Origin of the sequence: Streptomyces sp. NPDC058701, assembly GCF_042715295.1 — a bacterium.
Taxonomy (GTDB): domain Bacteria; phylum Actinomycetota; class Actinomycetes; order Streptomycetales; family Streptomycetaceae; genus Streptomyces.
In genome coordinates, this window is the sequence record NZ_JBHXSY010000026.1 from 30,990 (window position 1) to 46,127 (window position 15,138).

The window sequence follows — 15,138 nt, forward strand, 5'->3', positions numbered from 1 at the left end:
GTCACGGCACAGGGTTCGAAACGGGGGAAACATGAAGCCGCTCGAAACGGGCGATCCCATCGCGGTCGGCGACGGCCGCTATCGGCTGGTGGGACGGCTCGGGCAGGGGGGCATGGGTGTGGTCTACCTGGGCCGGTCCCCGTCGGGCCGTGCCGTGGCCGTCAAGGTCGTACGCCCCGAGCTGAGCACGGAGCCCGGCTTCAAGCGGAGGTTCGCCGCCGAGGTCGCTGCCGCCCGCCGGGTCGGCGGATTCCACACGGCGCCGGTCGTCGACGCCGATCCCGAAGGGGACCCGGCCTGGCTGGTGACGGCCTTCGTGCCCGGCCCCACCCTGCAGGCGGTCCTCGCCCGTGTCGGGGCGCTCCCCGTGGACACGCTCACGGTCCTGGCGGCCGGTCTCGCCGAGGCGCTGGAGGCGATCCACCGGGCCGGGGTCATCCACCGCGACCTCAAGCCCGCGAACATCATCGTCGCCGAGGACGGGCCGCGCGTCATCGACTTCGGCATCGCGCGCGCTCTGGACGGGACGGCGCTGACCCAGACCGGGCTCCAGATCGGCACCCCGGGATTCCTGGCGCCGGAGCAGCTCACCAGTGGCGTCGTCACTCCCGCGGTGGACATGTTCGCCCTGGGAGTGGTGCTCGCCCAGGCCGCGGGCGGTTCCCCCTTCGGTGACGGCCCGTCGGCCGCCCGGCACTACAAAGTCGTGCACGAGGAGCCAAACCTGGCCGCCGTCCCCGACGAACTCCGCGAGGCCATCGGCGCCTGCCTGTCCAAGGACGCCGCGGACCGGCCCACCCCGACGGCGTTCCTCGGCCGACTGACGGTCCGTCACCCGGCCGGTGACTGCTGGCTGCCGGACGCGGCGACGCAGCTGCTGCCCCGCTACGACCCTACGAAGCAGCCGGGCGCGTCGCCGGTGATCCCGACATCGGAACTCGCCCCGACGCGCACGGAGGCCGCGGAAACGGCCGCTCCGGACCCCCGGGCCGTCGCGACGACGGCTCCCGACCCCCGTACGGAACCTCCGTTGACCGCGGCTGCGGCGGCGTCGGCGGCGGACCCCGCTTCCGGAACCCGGCCCGCCGTGGCGGCCTCCCCGCCCACCACCGCACCCGCAACGGCAACGGCCGCGCCGACACCGGCGCCCGCACCCGCACCCGCACCCGCACCCGCACCCGCACCCGCGAACGGTTCCGTGCCCGATCCGGGACACGGCCCCGGTGCCACGGGTCCGTGGCGGGCCGTCACCGTGCCGGGCGAGCCCGACACCGCGCGCCCCCGGAGCGAGACCCCGCCGCGGCGCGCTCGCCGCGCGGTGGTCGCGGCAGTGCTCGTAACCGCCCTCGCGGCCGGCGGCCTGTACGCGTGGCAGCCCTGGAACGGGTCCACCGACGACGGCGCCAAGCCCGGCGCCCTCGCCCCCAGCGGCAGTGACACCGCACCGACCCCGGCCCCCTTCCCCACCGACCCCCTGCTGATCCGGTTGGACACCGCCCCCGGCGGGCCCGCGACGTGCCACGGCGTGATCGCCCGCCGCGACGCGGGGAGCGACGCCCCCCGCCGACTGATCCCGGGGGACGCCTGCGACGTCCTGCCCCAGTGGTCCCCCGACCGCACGTCGTTCGCCTTCATCCGTACCACGGCCGAGGGCGCTGCCGTCTGGACCGCGAACGCCGACGGCTCGAACCCCCGGCGCGTCGCCGCCATCGCCGGCGGCAGGGTCTCGTGGTCGCCCGACGGCACCCGGCTCGCGGTGCTGCGCAAGAAGGACGGCGTGCAGCAGCTGTTCGCGGTGAACGTCGCCGACGGATCCGCTCAGCAGTTGACCACGGGCACCGGACCGGTCGAGGACCCGGCATGGTCACCGGACGGCCGGCACGTCGCCGTCTGCCTGGAGTCCGGTGCCGAGAACTGGCAGATCCACCTGGTCGACTCGACCGCGCCTGGCCGCGCCCCCCAGCAGCTGACCCGGCTCCCGCACCCCGCGCTCGATCCCGTGTGGTCTCCGGACGGCGGCACCTTCGCGTACACCGCGGGCATCTACGGCAAGGGCACCCAGGGCGACATCCGCCTCGTGAACGCGGACGGCGCCGACGACCGCGACCTGGTCGCCACCGGTGAGCACGAAATGGACCCGTCCTGGTCCATCGACGGCAACTGGGTCGCCTTCGTCCGCGGCCCGTACGAAAAGCCGGCGGTCTGGGCGGTCCGGGCCGACAAGACCGGAGAGCGCGCTGTCACCAGCGGCGGCGGCTCCGAGGCCCACCCGTCCTGGCGCTGAGTCCTGCGGGCACCGGCATCGGGCGCACGATTCGTGCTCCCGACGCCGGTGTCAGGGGGCCGTCGGCCGAACGGTCGCTCGTGCACCCATGAGGACGGCACTGGGTCATTTGGCACGCAAGGCCTCCACGTGACTCGACCGTCGATGCCGACCCTCCCGGGCTGTCGACCGAGCGGCGGCCCAGCGCGTGCTCGGCGCGCCTGTGCCCGCCGAAGGTGAGGGACGCGGCGGGCACGCACCCACCGTGCGCGAGCCGGCCCGGTTGCGTACGCGGCTTCGCCTGAGCCGCGCGTAAGGGCGCGGATCGGGGGCACGCGGACTGCACAGCGCCGAGTCGAGGGATCGCCGTTCCGGCGGCCGGTCGACCGGCGGACCGCTCCGCCGGCACGGACCGGTGTCCCTGCGCACGTGCGGAGCGAACCCGATACGGGCGTGGCGCGAAGCCCGCCACAGCGAGGAGGTTGCGGTGAACCAGGCATGGGTGCATCTGCTGGTCATGGCCGTTGCTCTGGCGGTCCTGTTCCGCGAGTTCGCCCGGAGCGGCGGAAGGTGATTCTCCGGCGACGGAGCTGACCGGGCGGCGCCCGGGCCGTCATCGGACCGTCCGCGCCCCGGCGGGCGCCGACCGTCGCGCCGGATGCGAGACCCGATTCCGGTGTCCGACACGCAGTTCCGCAACGAAAACGACAAGAAGGAATCCGTGGTGAATCCACCTCGATCGCTTGGCCCGAGCGGATGGTTCGGCCGGGCCAAGGCGGGCGTCGCGGGCTTCAGCGAGCGCCGCGCCCAGCTCCAGGCCCGCCAGGAAGCGGAGTACGTCGAGGCGTGGGACGACGCCATTCAGCTCGAGGAGCAGCGTTCGGACCGCATGGCGGCCCGGGACGCCGCCACCGCGGTCCCGTGGGGCGTGCGCGTGGCAGCGGAAGCCGGGTGGCGGTTGCTGGTGCTGGCCGCCACCGTCTGGGTGCTCATGCGGGTGATCGGCGCGGTCCGGCTGGTCGTGCTCGCCTTCGCCGTGTCCCTCCTGATCACCGCGCTGCTCCAGCCGACCGTCGCGCGGCTCCAGCGGCGCGGCGTCCCGCGCGGGCTGGCCACCGCGCTGACCGCCGTGTTCGGGTTCGTCGTCCTCGGGCTCGTCGGATGGTTCGTCGTCTGGCAGGTCCTCGATAACCTCGGCACCCTCTCCGGACGGGTCCAGGAGGGCATCGGGGAGCTCAAGCAATGGCTCGTCAACAGTCCCCTGCACGTCACGGAAGGCCAGATCAACGACATCGCCGACCGGCTGAGCGACAGCATCGGCACGAGTACGAGCGAGATCACCTCCACCGGCCTGCAGGGCGTGACCGTACTGGTCGAAGGGCTCACCGGCCTGCTGCTGGCGATGTTCTGCACCCTCTTCCTGCTGTACGACGGCACCCGCATCTGGGAGTGGACCCTCAAGCTGGTCCCGTCTTCGGCCCGTCCGGGTCTGGCGGGTGCCGGGCCGCGCGCCTGGCGGACGCTCACCGCGTACGTCCGCGGAACCGTCATCGTCGCCCTGATCGACGCCGTGTTCATCGGCGTCGGCATCTACATCCTCGACGTACCGCTCGCCGTTCCCATCGCCGTCCTGATCTTCCTGGCGTCGTTCGTCCCCCTGGTCGGTGCGGTCGCCTCGGGGGCGCTGGCGGTCGTCGTCGCCCTCGTCACCCAGGGCGTCTTCACCGCGCTCATGGCGTTGGTGATCGTCCTCGTGGTGCAGCAGATCGAGGGGCACGTCCTCCAGCCGTTCATCCTCGGACGGGCCGTGCGGGTCCATCCGCTGGCCGTCGTCCTCGCCGTCGCCACGGGAGGCACCGTCGCGGGGATCGGCGGAGCCGTCGTGGCGGTGCCGCTCGTCGCCGTCGCCAACACCGTGGTCGTGTACCTCCGGGCGCGCGGCGCCTCGGGAACCGCGACGCAGGACAGCACCGATCGCGCCGCCGCGGTCGAGGACCCGGCCGGAGTGGATCACCCCGGCGCGGACGGACACGGCGACAAGCACCAGGACCCCGACGCCCCCCGACGGACCGGCGACGGCGTCCTGCCCTAGCCGAAGCCGTCGTCGCCGCCGCCGCCGAGCACCGTGCGGTGACCGCCGCTCAGTGCTCGGCGGTCACCGCTCAGCGGGTGCGGCGGCGGGAGTTCCCCGGGTGGGGGCGCCGGCGGGCGACGGCCTCGGGTGCCGCTTCGGGGGACGAGAACCCGCCGGGCACCGCCACCCGCGCCACAGCGGATCCGGCGGAGCCTTCTGCCGGGGTCTGGCCCGGAGCGGGCGCGGCCGCCCCGGCGGGCACGGACCGGTCGCCGGCCGGTCGCCGGGAGCGGCCGAGGACCGTCGTGTGCGAGATCAGCGGCGCGCACGCCTGGCAGATCTCCGCGAGGCTCCACACCTGGCCGACGGCGGGGTTGTGCACCAGGAGCAGCAGCGGGGCGCCGGTACAGGCCGTACGGGTGTGCTCGTGGAACGCGCAGTCGGCGGCCCGGCAGGCACACGCGGCATTGGGCCGGACCGTCGCGAGGCGCGCGTGGGCGCGTACGTGCTCGGCGGCGAACCGCCGCATCGCCGCGACGTCCTTCGAGCGGGGCGGCATGCGGCACGCCTCGACGCTGCAGGAGACGGAGACGGTGTGGTCTCCGTGGCCGGTCAGGCGGACCGTCCAGGTCCGCCCCGAGACACGGGATCCAGGAATCATGGTCAAGGCAGGGCCGTCCGTTCACGTATGTGGTGGCGTGCCAGGCGTTCGACGGGGAGCGTGGTGGTGCGTCACGCGGGCTCGGTCCGGTACGGGCACACGTCGGCGGCCGGGCCGCGAGGCGTAGTACGTCGCGTCGAGGAGGGGACATGTGGCCGAACACGGCCTACTCGTCTTTTTCGCACGTGGCCGAGCGCCTGTCAACGGCGGCCCACCGGGGCGCTGGGAGGCACGCGGAGGGCGCAGGGCCCCGCAGCCGGTGACCGTGTGGGCCCGGACGGGTGTCCTCACCTGTCCGGGCCCGGTGCGTACGACGGCGCGGACCGGGCGCCGCGCGGGGCGCCGGCCGGCGCCCCGGCTCAGTCCTTCACCGCTCCGCCGAGGCCGGAGACCAGGCGGCGTTGGACGAGTACGAAGAAGACCAGCACCGGCACCGTCATGACCGTGGACCCGGCCATGATGCCTCCCCAGTCGTTCTCGTCCGGTTTGAAGAACACCAGCAGCGCCATCGGAAGGGTCGACTGTGAGGTGTCGCTGATGATGAACGACTTGGCGAAGAGGAAGTCGTTCCACGTGGAGATGAAGGAGAAGACGCTCGTCGCCACGAGCCCCGGGAAGACCAGGGGGAAGAGGATCTGCCACAGGAAACGCGTGCGGCTCGCGCCGTCGATGTACGCGGCCTCCTCCAGCGCCTCCGGCACGGCCTTGACGAAACCGCGGAGCATCCAGATCGCGAACGGCAGCGAGAACGCGATGTGGGGCAGTACGAGCGACCAGAGCGTGTTGAGCTGACCCGTGTCCCTCATCAGGAAGAACAGCGGGATGGTCAGGGCTTCGATCGGCACCATCTGCGCGACGAGGAACATGATGAGCAGGGTGGTGCGGAACCGGAAGCGGAAGCGGCTGACCGCCGTCGCCGCGAGGAACGCGATCAGCGCGGAGGCGAGGACCACGGTTCCGGCCACGAAGAGGCTGTTGAGGAAGTAGCGCCCGAATTCCTGCTGCTCGAACACCCGGCGGAACGAGTCGAGCGACGGGGACAGCGTCCACGGGCGTGCCTCGGTCGACTGGATCTCACCGGCCGGTTTGAGGGCGGAGAGCACCATCCAGTACAGCGGGAACGCCACGACCACCGCGACGACGAGCGCGGACGCCTCCGCGGCCAGGCGCCACGGGCGCCGCACACGCGGCCCTCCCGTCCGGGCCGTGGCCGCCCCGGCCGCCCGCCCGGCGCCGGGGGGTGTGGCGGGCGTGGCGGTCGGGGGCGTGCCGGTGCGGCTCACAGTTCTTCTCCCTGACGTCGCATGAGGCGCAGATAGACGAGGGTGACGGTCAGCAGGATCAGCAGCATGACGATGCCGATCGCCGAGCCCAGGCTGTACTGCGAGGACGCGAAGGCCTTCTGGTACGCGTACACGTTGAGGACGAGGTTCTGTCCGGCGATGCCTCCGCCGGCGGTCATCACGTAGATCTGGGTGAAGACCTTGAAGTCCCAGATGATCGACTGGATGGTGACGACGATCAGGATGGGCCGCAGCATCGGCGCGATGACGGAGCGCCAGGTCCGCCACTGGGAAGCACCATCCAGGGAGGCGGCCTCCAGCACTTCGGCGGGGATCGCCTTGATGCCCGCGTACACGGTCACCATCACGAACGGGAACGAGCACCAGACGACTTCGAAGAGGACGAGGGCGAAGGCGCTGTAGCGCCCGTACGTCCAGGAGAAGTCCCCGAGGCCGAGCAGCCGGTTGACCGGGCCGTGGTCGGGGTCGAAGAGGAAGACCCAGACGGTGGAGCCGGTGACGGCGGGCGTCGCCCACGCGCCGAGCGCGGCCAGCATCAGCGCGAGCCTGGGGAGCGCCCTGATGCGGGTGAGCAGGACGGCGAGCGCGCAGCCGACACCGAGCGTGGTGACCACACAGGCGGCGGCGAACACGACGGTCGCCAGCAGGACCTGCCAGAACTGGCTGTCGGAGAAGAGGGTCCGGTAGTTGCCGAGGCCCTTGAAGGTGGTGGGTTCACCCCCGCTGACCTGGGCTTGGGTGTATTCGAGAAAGGAGATGAGGCCGAGCTGGTAGATCGGGTAGACCAGCAGCGCGGCAAGGACGAGGAGTGCGGGTGTGAGGTAGAGCCAGGGCGTCCAACGGCTGCCGTGGCGTCCTGCGGGAGTCCGCCGGGGCCGGGTGGCAGGGGCCGGGGCCGGGGCGGTCTTCTCGGGGGCCGCCTCCGGAAGGGCGGCCGTCGCTTCGTGCGTCATGTCGGCGGGCCCGGTCAGCCGGCGTCGGAGAAGGCCGTGTCCATCTTCTTCGCCGCGTCACCGGAGGCGGTGGCCACGTCCTTCTTGCCGCTGACGATCTCCTGGAACATCGTCGGCAGAACGGTCGAGGCGTCGATCTGACCCCACCCCGGGGAGGCCGGCACGAACTTGGTGCCCGCCGCGAGGGTCCGGACGAACGGCTCGACGAACGGGTCCTTCTTCGCCACCTCGGCACGGACGTCGGTATAGGTCGGCAGGAAGCCCATCGCGTCGAACAGCCCGCGCTGGGCGTCCTTGCCCGCGAACCGCTTCATGAGGTCGACGGCGAGGGTGCGGTGGGTGCTGCTCTTCAGGACGCCGATGTTGTTGCCGCCCGCGAAGGCCGGGGCGATGTCGCCCTCCTGCAGACCGGGCAGCGGGACGACGGCGTACTTGCCCTTCACCGCGCCCGCCTCGACGGCCTGGTGGCTGAAGTCGCCGCCGATGGCCATGGCCGCGGTGCCCGAGGCGAAGGCGGTGACGGTCGCGTTGCCGCCCATGGCCGCGCACTTGGCGGCCGGACAGTTGTCGTCGCCGAAGAGCGAGGTGTACGTCTCGATGCCCTTGCGCGCGGCGGCGCTGTCGATCGCGGCGGTGTAGGTGCCGCCGCTCTCCTCGGCGAGCTCACCGCCGTTCGCCCAGATGAAGGGCAGCGCACCGTAGGTGTACGCACCGCCGACGGCGATGCCGTACATCTCGGGCTTGGCCTGGCGGATCTTCCTGGCCGTGGACACCAGCTCGGCCTGCGTCTTCGGGGGCCGGAGTCCGAGCTCCGTGAAGACGTCGGTGCGGTAGTAGAGGGCGCGTACGCCGACGAAGAACGGGGCGCCGTACACCTTCCCACCGACGGTGACCGACCTGGTGGCGGTGGGGTCGGTGTCCTTGGCCTCCGCCCAGTCGCCGAACTCCTTGCTGATGTCGGCGAGGCCGCCGTCCTTGACGTGTCCGGCGGTGTCGGTGTTGCCGTACTCGATCAGGTCGGGTGCGCTCTTCGGGTCGTTGAAGGCGGCCTTGATGCGCTGGGCCCGGGTCTCGACCGGAATGTACTCGACCTCGACCTCGGTACCCGCGTGCTGCTGCGTGAACGCGGAGATCGCCTGGTCCACGACCTTCTTCTTCGGGTCGTTGTTGACCTCTTGGAAGAGCCAGACGCGCAGGGTGCCGGACTTCTCGTCCTTCGAGGCGTCGTTGGCGGCGGTCTGGGGGGCGCAGGCGGTGGCAGTGAGGCCGGCCAGGACGAACGCGGCGACGGGTACGGCTATGCGGGAGCGGAGCTTCATGGGCGATCCCCAGGGGACGAGTGCGAGTGCGTTGCACGATGCGCAACACCTGTTCCGTACTGCACAACTGGGAGGAGGCTAGAACGGCTTGCACACGGGGACAAGTGGTCTCAACCACTCTGTGACCGGACGAAGCGCCCTGCGCAACGCACGGAGTGGCGCTCGGGCCCCGCGGAGCACTCGGAGGGCACCCGCGGAGCACCTGCAGAACCGTCGGGCGGGACGGGGCCGCACCCCTCGGCGGGGCGCGCACGCCCGGGACCTCGGGTTTCCGAACGTCAGAACAGGGTGGCGGATCGCGCCGGGACGGAACTGCGGCCGCCCGGCGACGAGTAGCATCCCGCAGCAACACCGTGAGGTATGAGGAGAGTGAGCCGCCATGACCAACGAGCCGGACACCACACCCATCCGTAGCCTGTACGCGCAGCGGTTCGCCGTCGATCTCGAGACCAACCGCAGGGAACAGCAGGCCGCCTCCGCCCGGATCGCCGAACTCGACGCCCGCTTGAAGCAGTTGAGGGCAGAGGAGAGCTGGCTCTGCGGGATGCAGGGTGCGTTGCCCCCGGCCTCGGACGGAGCCACCGCCGCGGCGGCGGCCGGAGCGGGCGACGGCCAGGTGCCCGCGCAGCCCGTACGGACACCCGCGATCGTGACCGCCGCCCTGTCGGCGACGGCCACCGGAACTCCGGCGGCGGAGAGCGTGCCCCGGCCGCGGCGGGCCAGGAAGACCACCGGCGCGACAGCCGTCGCCAAGAAGTCGGCACGCCCCGGGAAGGCAGCCCGGGCCACGACGGCGCCCGGCGCCCCGGGCACCGCGGGCACACCGGCCAAGGCCGCGGCACGCAAGCCGGCAGCCGCGAAGGCCACCACCGCAACGAAGACCGGCACGTCGGCCGGCACGACGACCGGCAGGGCGAAGCCCGCCACCACGAAGGCGGTCACCGCCAAGGCCACCCCCGCCGCCACCAAGGGCGGCACGAAGAGCGGCACGGCGGTGGCCGCCCCCACCGAGGCCGACACCGCGAAGACCCGCTCGGCGAAGACCGGCACCGCGAAGACCGGCGCCGCGCCGACGGCCACGACCGAGCCCCCGCTGCGCGAGCTCGTCCTGGCCCTCCTGGTCGGCGCCGCGGAACCCCGCACGGTCAGCGAGGTCACCACCGCGTTGGCGGAGGCCCATCCCGGCCGCCCGGCCTCCACCCAGGTGGTGCGCAACACCCTGGAGACCCTCGCGAAGAAGGGTGCCGTCGACAAGGCGAACAAGCAGGGCTCGGTCATGTACACCGCGCCCCGTCCCGCCTCGGGCGAGCCGGCGGCCGGCCCGGCGGCCACCCCCGCCACCGCGGACGACAAGGCGACGGCAGGGACGACTGGTCCTCACGGGTGACACCGGGAACAGCCGCGGGGTGGGGCGTCGTTGTCCCTGCGTAGGTTTCTCCCCGTCGAAGGAGCGTGCCGTGGCCCTGTCCCGAACCGACCGTGAGCTCTTCCTCGCCGAGCCCCATGTGGCCGCGCTCGCCGTGAGCGCGGGCCCTGACGGTGACCGCGCACCGCTGACGGTCCCGATCTGGTACCAGTACGCTCCCGGCGGCGACCTCTGGATCATGACCGGCCGTGACTCGCGGAAGGCCGAACTGATCCGGGCCGCGGGCCGGTTCAGCCTGATGGTGGACCGCCTGGAACCGACGATCCGCTACGTGTCGGTCGAGGGCTCGGTGGTGTCGACCGAACCGGCGGTGCGCGAACAGCTGGTGGAGATCTCCTCCCGGTACCTGCCGGCGGAAAAGGTGGACGCCTACGTCGACTTCGCCTGGAAGGACCACGGCGAGCAGATCGTGTTCCACATGCGTCCGGAGCGATGGCTGAGCTCGGACCTCGGCAAGGTCTGAGCCCTCCCCCGCTCCCCCGGGATCGCGCCGGGCGGACACGCCGGACGGGCCCTGCTGGAGGACTGAGAAAAACCCCCGCCCGCACGGGCCGGGATCGTTACCATCACCCGGTGCACCCCGAACCCCGCCCCTGGTCCCCCTATCCGAAGATCCCGGCGAACCGTCGGCTCGGGGAGGCGCAGGGGCGGAGTTGGGTCGCCCACGAGAAGGTCCACGGCGCCAACTTCGCCGTCGTGTGCGACGCGGCGGGCGCGCACCCCGCCAAGCGGCGCGAACTCCTCGGCGACGGCGGACTGGACGACTTCTTCGGCGTGGGCCGGATCTGGCCCGCCCTCGCGGTCGCCGCGACGCACTGCGCACGGATCCTGCGCGAACGCTGCGGGGCGGAGGCGTCGGCGTCGGCGGTGGTGACCGTCTACGGTGAACTCGCGGGCGGCCGTTACCCCCACCCCGACGTGCCGCCGGCCCCGGGCGCCGAACCCGTGCAGACCGGCGTCTGGTACTCCCCCGATCTGCTGTGGCTCCCCTTCGACGCGACCGTCGCCACCGCCGGCGGCCCCTACTGGGTCTCCGACCGGACGCTGCGCGCTGCGGCTGCCGCGGCCGGGCTCCGCTGTGCCCCGCTGGTGGCCGAGGGTCCGCTCGCCCGGTTGCAGGAGCTTCCGGCAGTGTTCCCGACCTTGCTCCCGCGGCTGCTGGGGCTTCCCTCCCTGCCGGACAACCTCGCGGAGGGGCTGGTGCTCAAGCCGGCCGGCGAGTCGCTGGGGCCCGCGCGCCCCATGGCCAAGTTCAAGCAGCCCGCCTTCGCGGAGGACGAACGGTTCGACGGCTCGCGCCCCTACCGGGCCCCCGCCGGGGGCGCGGCGGGCGTGCCCGGCTGGCTGCTCGCCCACGGGACCGGCCTGCTGACCCCCGCCCGCGCGGCGTCGGCCGTGAGCAAGCTGGGGCCGCGCACCCCGGTGGCGGAGGTGGCCGCCGAGATCGCCCGGGACGCGGCCGAGGAGACGGCCGAGCTGGTGGGCGGACTCGGCGGGGCGACGCGGGATGCGCTGGAGGCGTCGCTGCGGGCCGGAGCCGCGGCGCTGGCCCGCTTCGACGCGCACGACCGGGGCGCCTGACCCTCGGTACCGACGCGGCACGGGAGCCCGGGCGGGCCGCGGAACGGGACGCGGGCCTGCCCTGCGACGGAGGTCAGAACGCGAAGACGGAGTTCCCGTTCAGGGTCGCGGACATGGCGCAGGAGTTGGAGAAGGTGTGCTTCCAGGCGATGCGGCTGCCCTGCCACACGCCGTCCGCGGTGACGGTGACCGGGTCGTAGTGCATCGGACAGGCGCGGTCCGGGTCCGGGGCGGCGAGCAGGCCGTCGAACGCTCCGGCCGTGGCGTTGAGGGCCGCACAGGCCGCCTGGGGGTCGGGGTGCGTCCCGCCGGCGGTCGGGGCGCAGCTGAGGGTGGACGCCCGGACGACGGTGGCCGCGGCGTCGTCCCCCTGGGCGACGGTGAAGACCATGGCGGACGGGGCGTACAGGCTCGCGGGCCGGGCCTCGGCCAGGCCCGTGGCGCCGGCGAGACAGAGGAGGGCGGCGGCGGAAACAGCGGCGGCGCGGTAACGCACGACAAGCTCACTTTCGATTCGTTGGTTGAACACGATCCCTCTTTTGGATTTCGCGTTCCGATGTGAGCAAGTCTGGCGGATCCGAAGGGGAGTTGCGTCCACGCGATCGATTTACGGACACACCGTCCGCATAGCGGCAACCGAATGGTCGTTCGGCCAGCTCACGGGGGTGCGATCACTCCGTAGCCGCGCGCCAACGGGGGGTGATCATCATGGCGACCTCCTCGGTTGCGCGCGCTGACCTGCGGCCCGCCGCGCGCGGTTCACCGAACGGCCATGCAGCTTGACCGGATCTCTCCGTTCGGCATCCCGCGCGGCGGGCCGCGGCTCACCGTGCGGGCGGCAGCCCTCGGCGCGCCAGCCCTACGGATGCGCCGTGGAAGTCGGCGGAGCCGGTCCCGGTGGGCTGCCGCAACACGGTGGGGAGCTCGCGCAACCGGGCGCAGGTGGAGCAGGATCCGGCGTTCCGCCCGTTCCGCGGCGGGCGCGAAGGATCCGGCGATGCCCCGCGTCAGCGCGCCGAGTTCCACCGCGACGGGTCCCAGCGCCAGCCGACCGGCTTCCGGGCGGCTGAAGTCGAGCAGGGTGTCGACCGTCCGCCGCAGCCGCCCCGCATTGCGGTAGATGGTCTGCAGCCCTCGCGCTGGGCGGGTGGGAGGGGCAGCCGGGTGTCGGCGAGGGCGTCCTGGGCCCGTCCCGCGATCAGTGTCAGCGGGGTTCGCAGATCGTGGCTGACGCCGGTGAAGAACTGGGTCTTGGCCCGGTCGAGCTCCGCCGGCCCCTCGGCCCGCCGCAGCTGTGCGGCCATGGCCTCGGCGTCCGGGACGGCGGCGGCCACGTGGCTGGCGGCGACCTTCAAGAAGCCCCGGTAGGCGTCGTCGCGCATCGGGTCAGGGCTGATGCCCAGGACGAGCGCCCCGCGCGGGCGTTCGCCCGTCGTGGGCGTGAGCAGCAGGACCACCGCGCCGCCGGGGGGCGGGTCACGGGGTCGGAGCGCGAGCCGAGTCGATAGGGCCCGGCGCTCGCGGGCGAGCCGACGCTGACGGCGCCGATGGCCCTCTCGGCGCGCCGCGCCGTCCCGGCGGACCGTTCAGGGCCCCGGAGCCCCCGCGCGGGCCGCCTGAACGGTGGGGAACAGCCGCAGGACGTCCTCGACGCAGACCAGCTGGAACATGCGGGCCACGACGGGGGACGGCGCGGCGATCCGCAGGTCGACCCGCTGGTGCGTGGTGAGCATCAGGCGCAGGAACGAGGAGTCGCTGAAGGTGATGCCGCTGGCGTCCAGGATCACCCCGCCGCATTCGGCCACGGCGGCTTCGAGTTCGGCCGTCAGCGCGCCGATGGTGTCGGCGTCCAGGTCCCCCTGTGGGGCGACGACGGGCAGGGCGGGCGGGTCGGCGCTTGTCGGCATGGGCCGATTATGTCGAAGATCGGCCGCGCAGGCCGTGCGGTGCCGGAGCCGGGTCACGGCCGGCCCGGCAACTCCTTGATCCCGAGCGCCTCGGCCCGGGCGATCCGCCGGGGCCGGGCGGCGGACCGGCCGGACGGGAGCCGGTGGGGCGGCGACGGTACCGGGGGGATCCACATCCCCTGGTGCGGGAGCGGCCGGAGGAGTCCTCGCCGGCCGGGGCGCTGTCCCAGCGGCACGTGGCGGGCCCGCCGGTGGACTGGCGGGAGTGATTCACCGGTTCGGGGGGCGGGCGGTTCGACCCGGCGGCCTTCCGCGGTGCCTGCTCCGAGGTCGGGCGCGGGTAGAGGCCCGCGTGGCCGCGCTGCCGCTTCCCGGTGCGCCCGGCTTCCACGCGGTCACCCTTCCGACGCGGGCGGCTTCGCACCCCGTGCTGCGTCACGCCCGTCCACCGTTCGTGGCCTTCACCGTCACACCACCCGGCCCGGGACGAACCGTGTGCGGCTTCGCCAACCCGCCGCCCCGGGCCAGCGGTTCCGAAACCGCCGGTCTCCGGGGCCTGTTAGGCCGGGCATCGGCCGCGCATCTGGACACGCCGATGTCCGGTGTGGACGTGGGCGACCTGCTGTTCACCTGGTGGGACCGCTGTTCCACCGCTCCCGACGGGTGGCGCGGGAAGAATTCCCCCGCCGTGCGCGCTGAGGAACGCATGACACGTGGACACGACATCACCATCGAGCAGGGCTCCGAGCACGTGCGCGTCGTGAAGGACGGACGGGTGCTGGCCGAGAGCCTGCGGCCTCTGGTGCTGCGCGAGACGGGCTGCCCCCCGCGGTACTACCTGCCGCCCGAGGACGTGCGGACCGACCTGCTGACCCCCTCCGGCACCAGCACCCACTGTCCCTTCAAGGGGGACGCCCGCTATTGGTCCGTACCCGGCGCCGCCGACCTCGTCTGGGCGTACGCGGACCCGAAGCCCGACGTCGCCGCCATCAAGAACCACTTCTGCTTCTACGACACCGAGACCGTCTGAACCGCCGACCCGCCCGGGCAGCCGGGGCGGCCGGGGCGCCCGCGCCGCGGTTCGTCCGGATGGCGCAGCGTGGGCGCGCGCGGACGGGGCATACGGGCCGGACGACCATTCCATCCCCGGAGGCCCGCCTTGCTGTCCCGTGTGTCCGCTCTGATCGCCGTCCGCCTCCACGACGCGGCCGGGGGCGAGGTACCGCTCCTCGGCCGGTTCTCCTACGACAGCGCCGATCCGTACGCCGTACGGGCACAGTTCTTCGCCGGGGACACGGTCCTGCCGCACTGGTACTTCGACCGCCAGATGCTGGCGGACGGTCTCCGCGGTCCGGTGGGTGACGGTGACGTCACCTTCCGGCCCGAGCGGACGGCCGGCGGCGAGGAGCTCCGCATCGGCCTGTGGGATCCCGCCAGCGGGCCGGGGGTGGTCCTGCTCGTGAACGCGCGGGCCGTCACCGCGTTCCTCGACGAGACGTACGCCGTGACCGCGCCGGGCTCGGAGACCTTCGACGCGGACGGCTTCCTCGAGGACCTCCTGACACGCTGAACCCCCGGCCTCCGATCCCCGGCCCCCGGCAGAACCGGGGGCCCGGGAAGGGAGGGCGGGGGGGGGGCGGGCCCGCCCCC

At 73.1% G+C, this 15,138-nt stretch carries 14 protein-coding genes; 7 read left to right on the forward strand and 7 right to left on the reverse strand.

The window, feature by feature from the left end; all coding sequences use genetic code 11:
- The first annotated feature begins 31 nt into the window (after positions 1-31).
- Positions 32-2,284: a protein kinase gene (locus ACFWW8_RS25095; protein ID WP_386531495.1), complete on the forward strand. Its 2,253-nt coding sequence runs from the start codon at positions 32-34 to the stop codon at positions 2,282-2,284.
- A 703-nt stretch (positions 2,285-2,987) separates the two neighbouring features.
- Positions 2,988-4,355: an AI-2E family transporter gene (locus ACFWW8_RS25100; protein WP_386531623.1), complete on the forward strand. Its 1,368-nt coding sequence runs from the start codon at positions 2,988-2,990 to the stop codon at positions 4,353-4,355.
- A gap of 70 nt (positions 4,356-4,425) precedes the next feature.
- On the opposite strand, the gene ACFWW8_RS25105 is transcribed toward ACFWW8_RS25100, so the two are convergent.
- The 4 genes from ACFWW8_RS25105 to ACFWW8_RS25120 all read right to left on the reverse strand — a co-directional run bounded on the left by ACFWW8_RS25105 (position 4,426) and on the right by ACFWW8_RS25120 (position 8,574).
- Positions 4,426-4,998 carry a hypothetical protein gene (locus tag ACFWW8_RS25105; RefSeq protein ID WP_386531625.1) on the reverse strand — a complete coding sequence of 191 codons (573 nt, stop codon included), beginning with the start codon at positions 4,996-4,998 and terminating at the stop codon, positions 4,426-4,428.
- A gap of 359 nt (positions 4,999-5,357) precedes the next feature.
- On the reverse strand, positions 5,358-6,182 hold the full coding sequence (locus tag ACFWW8_RS25110) for a carbohydrate ABC transporter permease (protein WP_386531497.1): 825 nt from the start codon (positions 6,180-6,182) through the stop codon (positions 5,358-5,360).
- Between the two features lie 95 nt (positions 6,183-6,277).
- A complete protein-coding gene (locus tag ACFWW8_RS25115) occupies positions 6,278-7,255 on the reverse strand; it encodes a carbohydrate ABC transporter permease (protein ID WP_386531498.1) in 978 nt (325 codons plus the stop codon).
- Between the two features lie 14 nt (positions 7,256-7,269).
- Positions 7,270-8,574 (reverse strand): extracellular solute-binding protein, encoded by a 1,305-nt coding sequence (locus tag ACFWW8_RS25120; RefSeq protein ID WP_386531500.1) that lies wholly within the window; start codon positions 8,572-8,574, stop codon positions 7,270-7,272.
- 379 nt (positions 8,575-8,953) lie between these two features.
- Between ACFWW8_RS25120 and ACFWW8_RS25125 the strand changes: the two genes are divergently transcribed.
- From ACFWW8_RS25125 to ACFWW8_RS25135, 3 genes are all read left to right on the forward strand, one after another.
- Positions 8,954-9,961, forward strand: a complete 1,008-nt coding sequence (locus tag ACFWW8_RS25125) for a hypothetical protein (protein WP_386531501.1) — start codon at positions 8,954-8,956, stop codon at positions 9,959-9,961.
- Between the two features lie 70 nt (positions 9,962-10,031).
- Complete coding sequence (locus ACFWW8_RS25130; protein ID WP_386531502.1) at positions 10,032-10,463, forward strand: pyridoxamine 5'-phosphate oxidase family protein; 432 nt, start codon at positions 10,032-10,034, stop codon at positions 10,461-10,463.
- Positions 10,464-10,573: 110 nt separating this feature from the next.
- Positions 10,574-11,581 (forward strand): RNA ligase family protein, encoded by a 1,008-nt coding sequence (locus ACFWW8_RS25135; RefSeq protein WP_386531503.1) that lies wholly within the window; start codon positions 10,574-10,576, stop codon positions 11,579-11,581.
- A gap of 73 nt (positions 11,582-11,654) precedes the next feature.
- Here ACFWW8_RS25135 and ACFWW8_RS25140 read toward each other — a convergent pair whose 3' ends face one another.
- The 3 genes from ACFWW8_RS25140 to ACFWW8_RS25150 form a co-directional block, all read right to left on the reverse strand.
- Positions 11,655-12,077, reverse strand: coding sequence for a subtilase-type protease inhibitor (locus ACFWW8_RS25140; RefSeq protein ID WP_386531505.1), 423 nt, complete (start codon positions 12,075-12,077; stop codon positions 11,655-11,657).
- 511 nt (positions 12,078-12,588) lie between these two features.
- Complete coding sequence (locus ACFWW8_RS25145; protein ID WP_386531507.1) at positions 12,589-13,038, reverse strand: histidine kinase dimerization/phospho-acceptor domain-containing protein; 450 nt, start codon at positions 13,036-13,038, stop codon at positions 12,589-12,591.
- Between the two features lie 129 nt (positions 13,039-13,167).
- Positions 13,168-13,488: an STAS domain-containing protein gene (locus ACFWW8_RS25150; RefSeq protein ID WP_386531508.1), complete on the reverse strand. Its 321-nt coding sequence runs from the start codon at positions 13,486-13,488 to the stop codon at positions 13,168-13,170.
- 706 nt (positions 13,489-14,194) lie between these two features.
- On the opposite strand from ACFWW8_RS25150, the gene ACFWW8_RS25155 reads away from it, so the two are divergent.
- Together ACFWW8_RS25155 and ACFWW8_RS25160 are read left to right on the forward strand one after the other, a co-directional pair.
- Entirely contained in the window at positions 14,195-14,518 is a 324-nt protein-coding gene (locus tag ACFWW8_RS25155; protein ID WP_386531510.1) for a DUF427 domain-containing protein, read from the forward strand.
- A 141-nt stretch (positions 14,519-14,659) separates the two neighbouring features.
- Positions 14,660-15,058 carry an SsgA family sporulation/cell division regulator gene (locus ACFWW8_RS25160; protein ID WP_386531511.1) on the forward strand — a complete coding sequence of 133 codons (399 nt, stop codon included), beginning with the start codon at positions 14,660-14,662 and terminating at the stop codon, positions 15,056-15,058.
- The last annotated feature ends 80 nt before the right edge of the window (positions 15,059-15,138 follow it).